Annotated in this window: 17 protein-coding genes and 4 riboswitches; of the genes, 8 read left to right on the plus strand and 9 right to left on the minus strand. The window is 38.4% G+C overall.

From position 1 onward, the window contains the following. Positions 1–22: 22 nt before the first annotated feature. Complete coding sequence (locus R6U77_RS13560) at positions 23–1,150, plus strand: methyl-accepting chemotaxis protein (RefSeq protein ID WP_319836033.1); 1,128 nt, start codon at positions 23–25, stop codon at positions 1,148–1,150. A gap of 187 nt (positions 1,151–1,337) precedes the next feature. On the opposite strand, the gene R6U77_RS13565 is transcribed toward R6U77_RS13560, so the two are convergent. From R6U77_RS13565 to R6U77_RS13585, 5 genes are all read right to left on the minus strand, one after another. After that, entirely contained in the window at positions 1,338–2,102 is a 765-nt protein-coding gene (locus R6U77_RS13565; RefSeq protein WP_319836034.1) for an ABC transporter ATP-binding protein, read from the minus strand. Then, entirely contained in the window at positions 2,099–4,438 is a 2,340-nt protein-coding gene (locus tag R6U77_RS13570) for an ABC transporter permease (protein WP_319836035.1), read from the minus strand. The genes R6U77_RS13565 and R6U77_RS13570 overlap by 4 nt, the downstream gene beginning before the upstream one ends. Next, positions 4,435–5,682, minus strand: a complete 1,248-nt coding sequence (locus R6U77_RS13575; RefSeq protein WP_319836036.1) for an MFS transporter — start codon at positions 5,680–5,682, stop codon at positions 4,435–4,437. The genes R6U77_RS13570 and R6U77_RS13575 overlap by 4 nt, the downstream gene beginning before the upstream one ends. 76 nt (positions 5,683–5,758) lie before the next feature. Beyond that, on the minus strand, positions 5,759–6,388 hold the full coding sequence (locus tag R6U77_RS13580; protein ID WP_319836037.1) for a TetR/AcrR family transcriptional regulator: 630 nt from the start codon (positions 6,386–6,388) through the stop codon (positions 5,759–5,761). Between the two features lie 146 nt (positions 6,389–6,534). Beyond that, the gene (locus tag R6U77_RS13585) at positions 6,535–7,254 is read right to left on the minus strand and encodes a LysR family transcriptional regulator substrate-binding protein (RefSeq protein ID WP_319836038.1); all 720 of its coding nucleotides are present in this window, start codon (positions 7,252–7,254) and stop codon (positions 6,535–6,537) included. Between R6U77_RS13585 and R6U77_RS13590 the strand changes: the two genes are divergently transcribed. Beyond that, positions 7,233–7,385 (plus strand): EamA family transporter, encoded by a 153-nt coding sequence (locus R6U77_RS13590; protein ID WP_293920781.1) that lies wholly within the window; start codon positions 7,233–7,235, stop codon positions 7,383–7,385. The two genes, R6U77_RS13585 and R6U77_RS13590, sit on opposite strands and share 22 nt — an antisense overlap. Here the strand turns inward: R6U77_RS13590 and R6U77_RS13595 are convergent. After that, positions 7,382–8,413 carry an AbrB family transcriptional regulator gene (locus R6U77_RS13595; protein ID WP_319836039.1) on the minus strand — a complete coding sequence of 344 codons (1,032 nt, stop codon included), beginning with the start codon at positions 8,411–8,413 and terminating at the stop codon, positions 7,382–7,384. The genes R6U77_RS13590 and R6U77_RS13595 overlap by 4 nt on opposite strands. A gap of 135 nt (positions 8,414–8,548) precedes the next feature. Here R6U77_RS13595 and R6U77_RS13600 point away from each other — a divergent pair, with 135 nt between their 5' ends. Both R6U77_RS13600 and R6U77_RS13605 read left to right on the plus strand, forming a co-directional pair. Beyond that, positions 8,549–9,121 carry a GNAT family N-acetyltransferase gene (locus tag R6U77_RS13600; protein ID WP_319836040.1) on the plus strand — a complete coding sequence of 191 codons (573 nt, stop codon included), beginning with the start codon at positions 8,549–8,551 and terminating at the stop codon, positions 9,119–9,121. Positions 9,122–9,142: 21 nt separating this feature from the next. Further along, the gene (locus R6U77_RS13605; protein ID WP_319836041.1) at positions 9,143–9,607 is read left to right on the plus strand and encodes an 8-oxo-dGTP diphosphatase; all 465 of its coding nucleotides are present in this window, start codon (positions 9,143–9,145) and stop codon (positions 9,605–9,607) included. 103 nt (positions 9,608–9,710) lie between these two features. Here the strand turns inward: R6U77_RS13605 and R6U77_RS13610 are convergent, their stop codons facing one another. Together R6U77_RS13610 and R6U77_RS13615 are read right to left on the minus strand one after the other, a co-directional pair. Further along, the gene (locus tag R6U77_RS13610) at positions 9,711–11,345 is read right to left on the minus strand and encodes a hypothetical protein (RefSeq protein ID WP_319836042.1); all 1,635 of its coding nucleotides are present in this window, start codon (positions 11,343–11,345) and stop codon (positions 9,711–9,713) included. Further along, a complete protein-coding gene (locus R6U77_RS13615) occupies positions 11,342–12,130 on the minus strand; it encodes an ABC transporter ATP-binding protein (protein ID WP_293920556.1) in 789 nt (262 codons plus the stop codon). The genes R6U77_RS13610 and R6U77_RS13615 overlap by 4 nt, the downstream gene beginning before the upstream one ends. Positions 12,131–12,336: 206 nt before the next feature. Between R6U77_RS13615 and R6U77_RS13620 the strand changes: the two genes are divergently transcribed. Both R6U77_RS13620 and R6U77_RS13625 read left to right on the plus strand, forming a co-directional pair. Then, a complete protein-coding gene (locus R6U77_RS13620; RefSeq protein WP_319836043.1) occupies positions 12,337–13,689 on the plus strand; it encodes a PepSY-associated TM helix domain-containing protein in 1,353 nt (450 codons plus the stop codon). A gap of 18 nt (positions 13,690–13,707) precedes the next feature. Next, positions 13,708–14,178: a FixH family protein gene (locus tag R6U77_RS13625; protein ID WP_319836044.1), complete on the plus strand. Its 471-nt coding sequence runs from the start codon at positions 13,708–13,710 to the stop codon at positions 14,176–14,178. 83 nt (positions 14,179–14,261) lie between these two features. Here the strand turns inward: R6U77_RS13625 and yhfH are convergent, their stop codons facing one another. Then, positions 14,262–14,387 carry a protein YhfH gene (yhfH, locus tag R6U77_RS13630; protein WP_319836045.1) on the minus strand — a complete coding sequence of 42 codons (126 nt, stop codon included), beginning with the start codon at positions 14,385–14,387 and terminating at the stop codon, positions 14,262–14,264. Positions 14,388–14,940: 553 nt separating this feature from the next. Next, positions 14,941–15,059, plus strand: a riboswitch (FMN riboswitch). Between the two features lie 82 nt (positions 15,060–15,141). Further along, positions 15,142–15,260: riboswitch (FMN riboswitch) on the plus strand. An 83-nt stretch (positions 15,261–15,343) separates the two neighbouring features. Then, positions 15,344–15,460, plus strand: a riboswitch (FMN riboswitch). An 83-nt stretch (positions 15,461–15,543) separates the two neighbouring features. Then, a riboswitch (FMN riboswitch) is annotated at positions 15,544–15,660 on the plus strand. A gap of 97 nt (positions 15,661–15,757) precedes the next feature. Here yhfH and ribD point away from each other — a divergent pair. Both ribD and ribE read left to right on the plus strand, forming a co-directional pair. Further along, positions 15,758–16,783 (plus strand): bifunctional diaminohydroxyphosphoribosylaminopyrimidine deaminase/5-amino-6-(5-phosphoribosylamino)uracil reductase RibD, encoded by a 1,026-nt coding sequence (ribD, locus tag R6U77_RS13635; RefSeq protein ID WP_319836046.1) that lies wholly within the window; start codon positions 15,758–15,760, stop codon positions 16,781–16,783. A gap of 9 nt (positions 16,784–16,792) precedes the next feature. After that, positions 16,793–17,425: a riboflavin synthase gene (ribE, locus tag R6U77_RS13640; RefSeq protein ID WP_319836047.1), complete on the plus strand. Its 633-nt coding sequence runs from the start codon at positions 16,793–16,795 to the stop codon at positions 17,423–17,425. The last annotated feature ends 4 nt before the right edge of the window (positions 17,426–17,429 follow it).

Raw genomic sequence — 17,429 nt, forward strand, 5'->3', positions numbered from 1 at the left:
TTCAATTAGGGAGATAATTATCATGGTAGTTATATTAATAGGTATTATTGTTATTTTAGCTGGGATAACTGCATATTTAGCTTATCGCTATGCAGCAATTAGAAGTGTGAATAAAGAACTAGTAAATGGCATGAAGGAATTAGCTACAGGTCATATGCCTAATAAAGTAGAAGAAAAAAGTGCGGAGCATGCTGTATTCAATCAGTTAATCGACCATTTTAGTCGCGTAAGAGAAAACTTTCTGTCCTTTTCTACTAACGTACATCAAATAGGTGGTAGCCTTTCTGAAAATGGTGAAAACGCAGCTGAAAAAGCGGATATCGTGCGAGCGGCTATTGATGAGGTAGGCAGAGGTTTGGAAAAACAATTGGTTGCAATTGAAGAAAGCACGGTATCGATGGAAGATATGGCACATGCAATTGATGATTTATCACAAAGATCAAATCAAATTTCAGAGCAATCCACAAGCACGCTCGATTTAACAAAGGAAGGCAATGAAAAGCTACAAAATTCCTTAGCAAAAATGGAGCAATTTGGTCAAACGATTGAAGTAACATTAGAGGCAATGAATAAACTTGGTGAAAAGTCAAATGAAATTGGCTCAATTGTTAAGGTGATTACAGGTATTACAGAGCAAATCAATTTATTAGCATTAAACGCAGCAATTGAAGCAGCACGTGCAGGTGAGCACGGTAAAGGCTTTGCGGTTGTGGCAGATGAAGTCCGCAATTTGGCAGAGCAATCTCGTCTGTCTTCAGCCGAGGTAGCAGATATCGTGAAAAACATACAAGAAGAAACAGAAGTTTTGGTAAAATCGATGCGCCAAGGAACGGAAGAGTTCGGCGAAGCGAATGAGACAATTATTGGCGCTAGCAGCATGTTTGGACAAATTTTGTCAACGACAGAAGTCATTGCTGAAAATAATTTGAACTCTTCAGCAAGCACAGAGGAGCTATCTTCTAGCTCACAGCAAATTATGTCAACACTCAACCAGATTGCTTTTATTTCCCGTGAATCTGTCGAAATGTTTGAGGAATTAGTGGAAATAAGTGATGATGAATTAATGACGATGCAAAAATTAGTGGACGAAGCACAAAGTCTTGTTACTATTAAAGAAGATGTAGAAAGAATGCTATCGAAATACGCATAATCAAAAAGAGCCATTTTCGTCAACTAGACGAGAATGGCTTTTTGTCATGATTCAGTAGAAAATGCCCACCTCTATAGGTGCTGCGATGAATAGTGAGTGTTTAACATCCTGTTGCCCTAAGGATGTTAGGGATTTTGCATTCATTAAAATAGTGTTATATCTGAACTTTTTCGTATATCTTAGCCTATTAAAACCCAAGCTGTACAAGCCAACGATTTAACTGCTGCTCTCGTTTAAATAAATCGCTATTTATAGGATCGTATTTTCCTAGAGTTGTCTCAGCAATGATTTCACCATCAAGCATAAATAACACACGCTCGGTTTTGGCAGCCACTTTCGCATCATGAGTTGCGAGTAAAATCGTTGTTCCTTCTTGATTAATTGTTGTTAATACGTCCATTACCTCAGAGGTAGCAGCTGTATTTAAAGCTCCTGTTGGTTCATCTCCAAATAAAATTGCTGGATTGTTGATTAATGCGCGACAAATGGCAACTCTTTGTAATTGACCACCAGATGCTTGAGTAATATCATTTTTAGCTAATTGTGCGATACCTAGCTTAGCCATTAGCTGTGTAGCCTGTGTATTAATTTTTTGACGGCTATGTTTTTTAGCTAAATAAGCAGATAGAACGATATTGTCAAATAAATTTAAATTTTTCAGTAGATGATGCTGCTGAAAAATAAAGCCCATTGCTTCAAGTCGCAATTTAGCTAATTGTGGCTCAGCCATCGTGCTAATATTGTGCTGTAGAAAGGTAATCTGACCTGATGTTGCTTGATCCATGCCGCTGACTGTGTAAAGTAAAGTAGATTTACCACAGCCTGAAGGTCCCATAATAGAAACGAATTCTCCTTTTTGAATGGTCAGCTGAATATTTTTCAACACTTGATGTTCCGTGTTACCGACAACGTATGTTTTTTGTAACTGCTGTACTTTTAAAATTGTCATCATTCATTCCCTCCTAAAATTGTTATCGCAGAATGTCGCTGAAGCTTTGTGGTTGCTAATAAAACAGTCCATGTAACGGCGCAAATAAATAGTAATGGATAGAAGAAATAAGCCTGCAATGGATAGGTAATCAACGTAATATGTGATGCGCCAATAAGCGTCGCAAGCTTGTTAATTAAATATTGTCCAACAGTGTTAGATAAAATTGTTCCTATTATAATTGAAATAATTAAAAGCGTTATTGCACGTGTCATATATTGTGCACGAATCGCTTGCTTTGAAAAGCCTAAGCTTTGTAAAATGGCGATTTGTCTCGCATCCTTCGCAAGCAGCAGATTGATAAACATCGCTGTAATACATATGGCAATAGATAATGATACGATGATAGCAAGCACTGTGATTTGCTTGAGCTGTGCAATGTTTGCACCAAGTGTTTGGCTAATATAATGTGTCATATCAGTCACTTTTGCTGTTTTAAATAGAGCACGATATGCCTCTATTTTTTCCTCAGTCGCAACGCCATCTGTAACATTGATGTTAATGACATACCAAAGAATAGGTGTAGCTGCGTTGAGCGGTAGCTGTGCCTTAGCTGTTTTTCCACCATTGGTAATATCCTGATAAATACCTGAAACCGTTACTTGCTTTGGCACTCTATCAACGATAATTGTGAATGAATCGCCTACATCCACAGCAAGTTCACGTGCCTGTAAAACTGAAAGGGCAATTGAACCCTTTTGCGTTGGTGCAGCCCCTTCCACATAACGTAAAGGAAATGCTGTAAAATCACCAATCTCCACTTGTATACTGTCATATTGTTTATCCGCTGTTTCCACCATAAACTTTGCCGTTGTAAAGGTCGCGTGTTTTTCCACCTCTACATCCTGTGCAAGGGTAGCTTGAATAGATTCAAATTGTCTGCGAGTAGCGTCATTGTAGGGCAGGTCGATGCGTATATCGCTTTTACTCGCACCCATATACGTAATAAAGTCTGGTGACTTCACTGTTTGCAATAAATTTAGTGGCACGAGCATCATAAAGCAAGCAATCATAAAAACTGCAGCAATTAAGCGATACATTGGAAAGCGTACAACAATATCTTTTATACCAAGCAATAGATTAATAGACGGAAGCTTGCTGTTAGCAAGGGCAATTGTTTTCTCTGTTGCAGCTCCTTGGCGAAAAGCTTCCACAACAGAAATACGTTCACATTTTTTTAAAACGAAATAGCAATATAGTATGGCGATTAAACAAATGAATGCAACACTGCTAAATGACAAGAAATAGTGGGGTATAGTCATATGGAATTGTCCTAAATAGCGTGCCATATTCGCCGTGAAGTGCTGTATGATAAACAATGACAGCAGGTAACCACTAATGCCAGCCAGCACAGTAATCGCAATATACTTTCCTAAATAAAGCAGGCGAATTTGCTTATTCGCAATGCCGATACCCTTCATAACAGCAATTTCACGTATATCCTCCTCCAATGTTGTCATAACGGTTAAACGAATGCAGAGCATAGCGACAATCATTAACAGGATGCTTAGAAAGAGCACAATTACCACATTCAAACCATCCGTTAGCATATTTAGCATTTTAAAAAGCGGGTACGTAACGGTTGGTCCTTGCTTTGGTAAATTAGATGCTTGATATAGTTGCTCTAGCTGCTGTATTTGTGCCTGCTCCGTCACTAAAAATTCAATTAAATACTCATGCTGTGTGATGGATTGGGCTAAAGTATGCCAATCCTCCTGATGAATAACAAAGCGCTTGGAGCTAACGATGGATGGGTTCATTTGTACATCACGCGTAAAGCTCGAAATAGTAAATTCCTTTTCAACTTGCTCATTGGCAAACCATATTTTATCGCCAAGCTGTAAATGATACTTTTCCATGTAATAAATCGGTACAGCAATCTCTCCTTGTGCAACTTGCAGTGGTTGGTTTGCTTCATCCAATAGAAAATCAAATAACTGGTTTTGAGTAACGAAGCTACTATCCATTACACTGCTATTCATTGCCTCACTTTGTGTGCGATTTTCAATAAAAAGCTGTGTTTGTTCAATTGTCAGCATATCAACGGTTTGCTGTGCTTCAACAAAGGGGTGCTCCATAACAAATGCCTCAATTTGCTGCTGATTGATGGGACCTGCATGCATTTGTACAAAGTGTGGTGCCTTTGCCTGCTGAAAAAATTGCTCTATAGATGTAAATAAATGAACTACCATCGTTGTGGCACTTGCCATTAAAAAAGAAGAGAGCGATATAAAGGCGATTAAAGTTAATGTTAATATGCGATTTCGTACAATATCTCGTTGTGCCATGCGAAAAATCATAGCGTTTCCTCACTTTCTGTATGCGACCACATTTTTTTAGCTAGAAGGGCTAATAGTAATACAGCACAGCTCATTAGTAATATGGACCAATACATAGTCTGCTGTGTCACCTCAAAGATAATGCCATATAAAATTTGACCGAGGGGAGCAGTGCATTGGGCACTCGCTGTAATAATAGCCATCACTTTACCGAGATGCGCATTAGGTGTTTGTTTTTGCACAGCCGTTATTACGAAAATAGAAAGTATTGTAATTAGCATTGCAATCGCGATGCTACAGCCTATAAAAATTAAAATGGATAAAATAAAGCTGTGCTGTAAGACGGAAGGTGTTACGGTCAAAGCAATCGGCATTGTCAATAATGCAATAACAAAAAGCCATCGATAAAGGCGATTCATACGTAAATGCTTGGCAAATAAACCGATAGACAATGCGCCGATAATTGTAGCAAAATCAATAACTCCCATTGCTATACCATAGAGCATATCGCTTGCCTGCATGGCTATTCGTAAAATAATCGGAACAGCAACGATAAAGAAGGGCGTTAATAACAAATTTAAGCTTGCTGCAAGTACAATGCACTTTACAATAAAGGTATGCTGCCCAACATAGAGAAAGCCTAGCTGCAAGTCTTTTAAAATGGAGGGTGGCTGAGCCTGCTTGACAAAAGGAATGCTAATAAACATTTCCAATAGGGCAGAGCAAAAAAACAAAATAGCACTAACGATAACAAGCGTTTTGAATGGGAGCATTGCGTAAAGCACGCCACCTAAAACAGGCGCGGCTACTTGTGACAAGGCTTGTATAGCTTGAACGATGCCGTTTGCCTGCTCTAGCTTATTGTCCGCTACAAGAAGTGGAATACTAGCAATCACAGCAGGCGAATACATAGCACTAATCAATGCCAATAAAGTCATAACAATGCCAATCGCAACAATAGATGGCTGCTGCATCAATAAGGATAAAAATAAGCAACAAATAATAATGCCACTGATTAAATCAAATACAACCATTAAATTACGGCGATTAAAGCGGTCGGCTAGTGCTCCACCGATGGGTGACAAAAGAAGTGGAACGCTAGATAATGCAAGCAGTCCTGCAAATATATCGGCTCGACCTGTTATATCTAATACATAAAGCGATAAAGCAAAGCGCAATAAAGCAGCTCCTAAAATGGAAATAATCTGCCCCAAAACAACAAGTGCAAAATCCTTTGAAAAAGCAGGTTCACGAATAGATAGCATAAAATCCTCCTTATTTTTAGACCGACTGTCGGTCTGTTTTGTTGGAAATAGAAAGCGAATCTTTATTCGACTCGCTTTACTTTAATAAGATATCTAGCATCTTTTGGAAGCTACCTTCTTTAGCCCCTAAAGCACGCTCGATTAGCTGCACAAAGGCTGTTGCTCTTTGTAGCATTTCCTCTGGCTGCCATTGAAAGAAGCCATCATCAAAAATAACTTGTGCAGAAACAAGCAAAAACTCAACGGTTTCCTGCGGATAGTTTGTATGAAAAATGTTCTCTTCGATACCTTGCTCAATCACCTCTGTTAAAATGGGTGACAAATGAACAATAGCCTGCACTAAGCTTTTTTGATGCATCTCTGCATTATCTGGCTGGTGAAAATGCTCAATCAATTGCTCCTTATAAGGATCTTGTTGAGGTGCTTGTGCCAGTAAAATCGCAAATATTTTCTCCATTGCTGATAGGGTAGAGTCTGAGGCAATATGCTGCGCCTTTGCTACATCTGCTTGAATGATGCGTTCAATAATCGCATCAAGCACCTCCTCTTTCGATTTGAAATAATGATAGAAAGTGCCTTTCGCAATGCCGATTGCCTGTAAAATGTCATTGATCGTTGTTTTTGTATAGCCTTTTGTAGCAAAAAGCGTTTGTGCAGTATTTAATATTTCAGTGCGTCGTTCTTCATGCTCTTTCACGATTCTCATAACAGATGCCTCCTGATATGACCGACTGTCGGTCTATTTTTATTATATGCATAGCTTATTGAAAAATGCAAATAAAATTTTTTGTTGAGAAGCAAGCAGATCATACATTGCTACTTTGTCATAGAAGGTTGTTTGGAAATAACTTTTTATTTTTTTCGATATGCTAAGTAGTGCAAAAAGCTTTTTGCTGCAATGGATAAGGATTGTTGATTTCTCATGGCAAGACCGATATTGCGAAAGGCAGGGACTTCTAGCTCCTTCGCAATAAGGTTATATGGAATGCGCTGCAAAATAAGCTCAGGCAGTATACTAATTCCTAAACCGTTTTCAATCATCGACATAATGGCATAGTCATCCCATGTCGTAAAATGAATAATAGGTGAGGTTTGGTGCTGCCCAAAAATTTCGGAGATTTCTGCCTTTGCGCCTTTTTCTAATAGCATAAATGGATTTTTGCATAGTTCACTAATAGGGAACCGCTCACAATGAGCAAAGGCATGGTCTTCTGGTAGGACTACTAATAAGCGATCTTGCACTAAAAAAATCGTTTCTAGCTCTGTAGCAGTTGATAGTCGTAAAAAGCCAAAATCTACTCGCCCTTCAGTAATCCAGCCTTCAATTTCTGTATAATCGCCTAACAGCAATTCAAAATCAATATGTGGATAATCTTTTTTAAATATTTTGATGATATTTGGTAGCCAATGTGTTGCGACACTTGAAAAGGTGCCAATGCGAATAGTGCCAGACTGCATCCCCTGTAATTCTTTAATTTGTGTGAGTAAAATTTCATGCTCATTACAAATATTTTTCTTCCATCGGTCATTTACCTGTTCAATCGGTCTCCATCCTCGGTTATTTAGAGCCACTCTCCGCATTAATTTTTTCAGTGATGATTTTAGCAGAACGATTAAGCCCTCTACAAATCATCGGGGCTGTGCTAATTTTAGGTGGGGCGGCATATGGAGAGCTATTTCGACCAAGGCGACTAGAGCATTAACGCTCCAGTCGAGTGCTGTACTTTTTCAATAACGGGATGATAATAAATGACAAAAATAGCATGCGTGCTAGCTGGAAAACGGTGACAATGTCAGCATCTGCATGAATCGCTGTTGCAATCAAGGCCATTTGATCCATGCCACCAGGCGCAGTGCTTAAAAAGCTAGACGCAAAGGTATAATCTAGCATTGCCATGACGAGTCTGGCACATAAAAAGCTCACCAACATCAGCAACACGACATTCATTAAGCCGAATAGTAGTATGCGTTTAGGTAAGCGTAAGGCGCCCGGTGTTAATAGTAAGCCGATATGAGCACCAACAGCAATTTGTGCGAGGTGTAATACATCTAAAGAAATAACAGGAATGTCGAACTGCATCACATTTAGTACTATACCTAAAAGGACTGGACCTAAAAAGAAAGGTGTCGGTATATGCAGCTTGCCAACAACGATAGCGAAAAGAAAGCTCACGCCAATTAAAATGGCAATAGCCCATAGTGGAGAGGCGGTCATATCAATATTTTGTTGTACAACATGCCCTGAAACTAAAAAGGGAACTACACTCACGACAGCTAACACACGGATTAAATGAAAATAAGTGACAGCGGCAAGATCAACCCCTTTTTCCTCTGAGGCGAAGACGATAATTTGTCCAAGTGCACCAGGAACGCTTGCTAATACAGCTGTATGTAGCGACATTGATGTATATTTAGCTGTAATAAATGCGAGCAACAAACAAAGCAGCACGAAAACAATATTAATTGCTAGCATATACCAAAACATCGTGCCCATCGTTTGTAAAATGCTTAAAGAAAAGTTTTCACCGATTGTAATACCGATAATGACGAGCCCAATATTGCGCAACTGTGCTGGCCATTTCAACGGTGTACGAATAAAAAATTGAGCAAGCAATACAGAAAAAAGTGGACCAATCATCCATGGGATTGGTAATGATAGCAGTGAAAAAAGCCAGCCACCTAAAAAGGCAATAATCGCTACATAGATGATTGGCAGTGCATGGTTCCTCATAAAAAAACCTTCTTTCTATCTTTCCAATATATCTATCGTAACAAAAAAATGTTGTTTTGTTGATATTTCTGTCTTAATATTCAGATTGCGTTTCTGTATAATAAAATGAAACTTTAATCTAATGGGGGAATTCCAATGGTGATATTACATAATGAGGTTGTGCGTTTAGAGCCGATTGAGCGAGCGCATATAAAGGGTATTTATGAGGCGGCGCATGATGAGCGAATTTGGGCACATACAACAATGAATTTGATGACGAAGGAGGCGGTGGAAAATTATGTGGATGCTACAATCGAAAAACGTCTAGCAGGTACGGCATTTACTTTTACTATCATAGATGAAGCAACAAAAAAAGTAATTGGTACAACGACTCTTTTTGATATTGACAATACACATAAGCGATTAGAAATCGGCTTTACATGGCTAACACTGGCATACTGGGGTACGGCGATTAACACCAATTGCAAATATCTGCTGTTAGCCTATTGCTTTGAACAGCTTGCGATGAATCGCGTACAGCTCAAAACAGATAATGAAAATATACGCTCCCAGCAAGCAATCGAACGCATCGGTGCCAAAAAAGAGGGCATTTTGCGCAATCATATGGTGCGTAAAAACGGCACGCTACGCCACTCGCATTTATACAGCATTACGATAGAGGAATGGTCACAAGTGAAGGACAACTTCCAACAAAAATTATTAAAATGAGCGAATAGAGGGATTGAAAAAATGGTTCGTTATAAAATGTGGACATTATGTATGATACAGCGCGGGGACGAGGTGCTATTGCTAGATCGGCAGCACGATCATTTTAAAGGCTTTATTCCACCAGGTGGCAAGGTGGAATTTCCTGAAAGCATCGCTGCTAGTGCCATTCGAGAAGTGAGGGAAGAAACTGGCTTGCTAATACATAGACTCATTTATAAAGGCTTGTATGAGTATGTGAATCCCACAAAAAATGATAGATATATGATTTTCAATTATTTAGCAACAGATTTTAGCGGTACATTAATTGAAGATTCGCCAGAAGGAAAGGCAATGTGGGTGAAAATCGCCGATGTAGATAAGCTGCCAATGCAAGCCTCTATTCGCAGGAGATTTCCACTGTTTTTCGAGGAAGGGACATTTGAAATTCAAGTGGAATGGAACGAGCAAGAAAATTGCGAAGGCGCTGTTCATATTCGACATACATAATAATGAAAAAACACGAGTGTAATTGAATTTCACTCGTGTCTTTGGATGGATAAGATAGATTTATAATAGAAGACTTTTGAAAAATATCCTACTTGCATCAAAATTAGATATTCGCTTTTTTCTCTCTAAATAATACTTTCCAAAGTGCAGCATTACTTACAATTAACATGATTAAATAAACGTACATCCATAAGTCATCTACTTTCAGGAGAATAGAATGAACAAAGACAAATGGGATGAGCGGTAGCAATAGCGCAAGGGCTTTCCAACCTTGTGCTTCGTTCGTTTGTGCAGCTGGCTCCGAAAACGGAAGTGCTAGCCTTGAGGCAATATAGCAAATAGCACTATATAGACAGCTTACGGCAAATACGATAAGTAAATCAGGCAAGACGCGCACGCCGTAAATCAAGCAAAAAATGATGCTAATCATTAAATAAAGTGGCGTATATAATTGCACAAGAAAGGCTTTCAATGCAGCTTTCTTATATATTGTAAAGTTTGTAATAGGTACAGCTTTGAACAGCCAAGCACCTTTATAGTTTGTTGAATATTGTAGCATCAACAAAGCGGTTGGAATAATGAGCATTGAAAAATAAATCGTTAAATAGCTACTGCTTGTCGCAAAATTTGCTGTTTCGTCACGCATTGTATTAAAAATAAAAATAAATGGAATCACAATTGAAAAGCCGAGAGAAGGGTAAACCTTCAGTTTAAAATCGCGCTCCTTTTTCATCATTAAAGTAGCGAAGCGGTAAAAGGCTCGTTCCTCATGTGTTCGGCAAAGCAGGCTGAGCAGGAAAGCTTTGAAACGATTTGTTGTCGTTTTTTTCGACTTACTTGTTGCTAACAGCTTTTGCAAATTGCGTTCAAATGTCGGAATGAGCTGAATATATAACCATAAGGCGGCAAAAGGTATGATAATTGCCAGTAGGCTCATCGTCACAGTGAAAAAGTTCACTGTCCCATTGAGCAGCAATTCATATGGTGCTGCAAACCACATTGGGACAAGGAAAAAATGCCACCAAGCGGGCTCTATTGTCATGCTTAAATCGACAAACTCAAAGGAGCGTATGACAACTTGATAGCCAATCATCATCGCAAGCGTTAAGCCAATTTGTACATAATTAATCATATCCTTTAATTTCTCGCCATCAAAAAAACGTAAAACGGCTATATATAACATCGCTGTGAATACGACAATTAAAATATTGCTCAGTACAAGCTCTGCCAATGTGATAAGGAAAAACAGCACACCTTGTTTAAATAGGGCAACGATGAGTGGAATCGTCATAAGAGCAATCGTTAAATAACTTAAATAGATAGTAATATGAATGATTTTCGCTGCATTGATTGTGCGTGAGGAAATTGGCTTTGTACCAAGAATATGACGGTCACGCAAATCAAGCAAAACAGAAGAAAAATCCGAAATCATCGATGTCATAATAACGAAAAGAATGATGGCATAGCTAATACTCATTTGAAATAAAAATTGCGTTCCAAAAGCAAGAAATGGAATAAGCATTAGTCCGATCAATGTGTAAATCCACAATGATTTAATATAGCCATATTTAGCATCTGGCTTTTTCTTGGAGGATTGATTAAACAAAGTTGGTACTTTGCGCTCATCCATTGTCAGTTTAATCTGCAAAATTTGACGCATGACCGCATAATCAATACCGATTTTATGAAATAGAAAGCGCATTTTATCGAGCAATCTTAAAATTTTAAAGTCTGTCATTGTGTACCTCCGCCAACAACGGCTACGAATTGCTCACCGATTTCTTGATGGCGGTCAAAGCCTGTTAATTGGTTGAAAATGCGCTCCAATGTACCTTCTGTATTTGTCGCCTGCAGTTCTTCAAATGTCCCATCTGCTGCTACTTTGCCATCATGCAATAAAATGATGCGGCTACTAATTTTTTCGACAACGTCCATAATGTGTGACGAGTAGAAAATCGTTTTCCCTTGCGCAGCTAACTGCGTTAAAATTTCCTTGAAAATCATCACACTATTAGCGTCTAGGCCATTAATCGGCTCATCTAAAAATAAAATATCTGGATTATGTAAAACGCTTGAAATAATTAACAGCTTTTGGCGCATCCCCTTTGAGTAGGAGGAAATACGTGAATGATAAGCTTCACCAACACCGAACAATTGCATTAAAGCTTCCGATTTATGTGCAGCGTCCTCTAAAGACAAGCCATAAAGCTGCCCAACAAATGTTAAATACTCATAGCCTGTTAAGTTGTCATAAACATCAGCGATTTCAGGCACATAGCCAATTTTCCGCTTGTAGTCAATCGGGTTATTTTTAATATTTTCCCCAAATAAGTGAATGTCACCATCATAATTTTCCTCAATGCCTAAAATCAGCTTGACTGTTGTACTTTTACCAGCTCCATTCGGTCCGATATAGCCAATAATTTCTCCTTGATATACACGTAAGTCAACACCTTTTAGCACTTCTTTATTGCCATAGCTTTTCGTTAAATTGTTCATTGTTAACACTTCTTGTCGTTCCATTTTTGTCACTCCTTTCCTATTTGTATACGAAAGAAGATAGGAAAAGTTTCATACTGCTTCACAACTAATTTACTTTTCCATGTCCATAGCTATGATTGTGGCATTTATAGAGTAAAAAATTTATATATAATCAGTTATTTCATTCTTCGTTCATATTTTTCTTTTATACTAGTCTAATATCACCGTTTTAAAAGGAGTGTCAGTGAATGCGTAATAAAAATAGTAAACAATCAAGAGGTGTGTTTTATAAAACAATATGGAGATGGCATTTTTATGCGGGCTTAATCATTGCCCCATTTTTAGTGATATTAGCAATTACAGGTGGCATCTATCTATTTCAACCACAGATAGATCAATATTTGTATCAAGAATACTATGAAGTAAAACCAATTGGTGAAAGAATTTCTGCTGATCAGCAAATTGCCACAGTGAAAGAGCTTTATCCAGAAGCAAGAGTGATGAGCTATCGACCAGGGGAGGACGAGTCACGTTCCAGCGAAATAGGAATTAATTTAGATGGTAAGTCATTTACAATTTTTATCGATCCGTATACAGGAAATGAGCTTGGTCAATTAGATAATAATACCCGAATAATGGATAAGATTGAGAAAATACATGGCGAATTAATGATGGGGACAATCGGTGATCGTATTGTAGAATTAGTGACTTGTTGGGCGATTGTATTAATTATGACGGGTTTATATTTGTGGCTGCCTCGAAAAAGTCAAGGTATGGCAGGCGTTTTATATCCCCGTCTTAAAATGGGGCAGAAAATTTTCCGAAGAGATTTGCATGCGGTACCTGCATTTTGGCTGACTGCTGGGATACTATTTTTAATTATGACAGGTTTGCCGTGGTCAGGATTTTGGGGTACTAATTTCCAAAATATCGTGACGAATACAGGTATAGGCTACCCACCATCTATTTGGACAGGGAGTGCTCCAGCATCTATTACCAAAACAAAGGAAATCGCAGAGGTTCCGTGGGCTGCTGAAAATTTAGATGTACCCACATCGACCATACTAGACTATAAAGTAGTGTCAATTGATCATTTGATAGAAATTGCAGAGAGTAAAAGCATTGATCCTAGTTATACAATTTATATTCCTCAAACAAAAGAAGGTGTGTATACATTTTCTGCTTTTCCAGCCAAGGTGCAAAATGAAGTAACCATGCATATTGACCAATATTCTGGTGCAGTATTAGCGGATTATCGCTATGATCATTACCGATTTATGGGGAAAATCATTGCATGGGGAATTACATTGCATAAAGGAACTCAATTTGGAATTGTGAATCAAATAATAGGGTTATTGGTGTGTATAGGAATTGTACTAACTGCAATAAGCGGGTTTTATTTATGGTTAAAACGAAAGCCTAGTAAAAAATTAGGTGCACCAATCGCTCCAAGTGCTAGTAAGATGAAGGGCTTTTTATGGATGCTAATTTTTATTGGAGTTGTTTTCCCTCTTGTGGGCATATCTCTAATCATTGTATGGGTAGTAGATTGGCTCATTATTCAACGTATCCCTGCTATGAAGCAATTTTTTAACGCCTAAATAAAAGGAGATTATTCAATGAATAAAATACAATTTTTGCTTATCATTTTATTAACGTGCTATATGATAAGTGCATGCTCAGCCAATCCTAATGCAAGTCAATTGTATAAGCAAGAAACCCCACTTGAAGCTGAAATCATCTTACCAGACCTCCTTGAACCAACAAAAGCTGTCACAATTAAGGTTAACCTTACACAAAATGGAGATGCGGTAGAGAATCCACAATATGTTCATTTAAAAATGTGGAAACAGGATGGAACCGTTACATATGGAATGACTGAAGCTTCAAATGATGGGAATGGTCAATTTAGTTTAAATATGGATTTTGAAAGTGAGGGGCTTTACTATATTCAAGTACATGCAAGTAATAACGATTCAATCATCACACCAACAAAGTTATTAATTGTAGGTGAGCTATCAGAAAGTGATAAACAAGCGTTAAAATCTAATGCTCCAATCATTGGAGGGGAATCAGGAGCACATCATTAATCCTCAAGCTTGACTACAGAAGAAAGCGATTTTGATATTTAAGAGAAAAAGCTGTCGGACATTGAACCGACAGCTTTTATGTATTAATGATTATTGCAATGCTCGCAGCTATGACTGTAGCACTCGCTTTGCTCTTCCATCTTTTTGCCACACTGTACACAAGTTTTCTCAGGTAAGTTTTTGAAAAATTCGACTACGTTTTCTAACATTTTCATTTCCTCCTCAACAGTAACTGTTATATATTTTTTATTTTATATTCGTATTGTATTATAACAGAGTATACGAGTCAACAGAATAATTAGAAAATTCGGTTATTTTATGTGTCAATTTTGTGACAAAGGAAAAGCCTGTCATTTGATGAGCTTTTGTGCACATATTATATTTTGGGAATTTTAATCTCCTTTATTTGTTATATGGTTCAACTTATTAGTTGATTCCATCTGATTAAGGGGATGTTTCATCTAGCAGCATGTGCCGCTATTACCAATTTCCTTCGATTGTTTAATGAGAACTACTACGAAGAAAATACGGTTGTTTTGTTGTCCGTATAAATGCTCCTTTTTATTAATGGTCATACTTCTTAGTCAATTTATTGTGACTGTGCAATATACAACTTAACTAGAATAATTTCTTTGAAGTAATATGGTTAGTGATGTTCATAATATGAAAATAGATTCTATTGAGAAAAGTGCAAGAGTTTTTTTGTTTGTCAAATGGCTAGATTTTTATTATTATTGCTGTATAATTAGATGCAATTATAAATATTACCTTCGGGGTCGGGTGTAAGTCCCAATCGGCGGTAAAGCCCGCGAGCTTTTTTAAAGCAGGATTCGGTGAAATTCCGAAGCCGACAGTAATAGTCTGGATGAGAGAAGGTAGGCAAAAAACTAGCCAAAACGCTAGTTTATTTGATGACGCCTTTTTTCAGACCTCACAAAAAATGTGGGGTTTTTTAATTGAATAACATGCCTTCGGGGTCGGGTGCAAGTCCCAATCGGCGGTAAAGCCCGCGAGCTTTTTTAAAGCAGGATTCGGTGAAATTCCGAAGCCGACAGTAATAGTCTGGATGAGAGAAGGTAGGCAAAAAACTAGCCCAAACGCTAGTTTATTTGATGATGCCTTTTTTCAGACCCCACAAAAAAATGTGGGGTTTTTTAATTGAATAACATGCCTTCGGGGTCGGGTGCAAGTCCCAATCGGCGGTAAAGCCCGCGAGCTTTTTAAGCAGGATTCGGTGAAATTCCGAAGCCGACAGTAATAGTCTGGATGAGAGAAGGTAGGCAAAAAACTAGCCCAAACGCTAGTTTATTTGATGATGCCTTTTTTCAGACCCCACAAAAAAATGTGGGGTTTTTTAATTGAATAGCATTCCTTCGGGGTCGGGTGTAAGTCCCAATCGGCGGTAAAGCCCGCGAGCTTTTTAAGCAGGATTCGGTGAAATTCCGAAGCCGACAGTAATAGTCTGGATGAGAGAAGGATTAGGCAAAAAACTAGCAAAAGTGCTGGTTTATTTAGCGATGCCTTCTCCGTAAAAGCCCCTTTTTTAGGAGGCTTTTTTAATTTAAAAGGAGGTGGCTGTATGAATGACGAGCAAGCAATGCAATTCGCTTTGAATTTAGCGAAATCAGGAAGTAATCAAACTTCTCCCAATCCGCTAGTTGGGTGTGTCATTACAAATAATCAGGAGGTTGTAGGCTTTGGCGCTCACCTTAAATCAGGTGAGGCACATGCGGAGATTAATGCATTAAAAATCGCGGGTGAGAAAGCTAAAGGGGCGAATGTTTATGTGACGCTGGAGCCCTGTAGCCATGTTGGACGAACTGGTCCCTGTGTTGAGGCGCTTATAAAAGCACAGGTAGCCCATGTATTTATTGCAACGCTTGACCCAAATCCACTTATAGCTGGAAGTGGTGCTCGAAGGCTAGAGGAGGCAGGCATTACAGTAAGTATTGGATTATGTGAAGATGGGGCAAAAGCGATTAATGAAGCATTTTTCTACTACATTGTACATCGTTTACCTTATGTTACGTTGAAGCAAGCCATTTCGATAGACGGTAAAATTAACGCCGAGAAAGGGCAGCGAACGGCAATTACAGGTAAGGAGGTTCAGAAGGATGTTCATTATGCTCGCTCCATACATGATGCTATTTTGGTTGGTTCAAACACTGTTTGTATTGACAACCCAAGCTTAACAAATCGGCTTAGCTCTTCAAATAAACAACCAATTCGAGTTGTTATGGACCGAGATGGAAAGGTTCCGAGTGCAGCAAAAGTCTTTAACGATAAAATGGCTCAAACTTGGCTTTTTACATCAAAGGCTCGGAACTTGTCAGGCGTTCGTACCTTTGTAATAGAGGATTGTTCCTTGCGAAATATTTTAAGGACGCTAGCGGATGAAGGCATTATGACATTATACGTTGAGGCAGGCAGCCAAATGGCGGATGTCTTTTTACAACAACGATTTGTACAAAAAATGATTATATATATTGCGCCGAAGCTATTAGGTTCTGGGGCACTTTCGATGGCAACATTGCAGGAGGAATTTATTTTTACTGACGTTGAAAAAATAGGTGAGGCCATTAAATTAACAATGACAATGAAATGAGGTGAGCATTTGTTTACAGGGATTATTGAGGAGCTAGGCACGATTAAGCAAATGACAAAAGGGCAAGAATCAATTGTTTTTACGATTGGTGCTCGAAAAATAATGCAAGATTTGAAGGTCGGCGATAGCATCGCAGTGAATGGTGTATGTTTAACTGTCACAAGCTTCACTAGCACGAACTTCACAGCTGATGTTATGCCTGAGACGATACGTGCAACATCACTTGCACAATTACAAGTAGGAGCCTCTGTAAATTTAGAGCGTGCTATGATTGCCAATGGTCGATTTGGAGGTCATTTTGTATCAGGGCATATTGATGAAGTAGGGGTTATTTTACGTAAACGTTCATTTGCAAATGCGGTTTATTTTGATATAAAAGTTTCTCATGAAGCAAGTGCTTTATGTATACCGCGTGGGTCAATCGCTATTGATGGAATTAGCTTAACAATTTTTGATTTACAAAAAGAGATTGTTACGGTTTCAATTATTCCGCATACATTTGGGGAGACAACGCTTGGCTTTAAACGTGAAGGTGATACTGTCAATATCGAAACAGATTTGCTAGGCAAGTATATTGCTAAACAATTAAAAGTAAGATCAAATACATTAACAGAAGACTTTTTACGACAACATGGATTTTAAAGGT

The sequence above is a fragment of the Lysinibacillus louembei genome, assembly GCF_033880585.1.
Taxonomy (GTDB): domain Bacteria; phylum Bacillota; class Bacilli; order Bacillales_A; family Planococcaceae; genus Metasolibacillus; species Metasolibacillus louembei.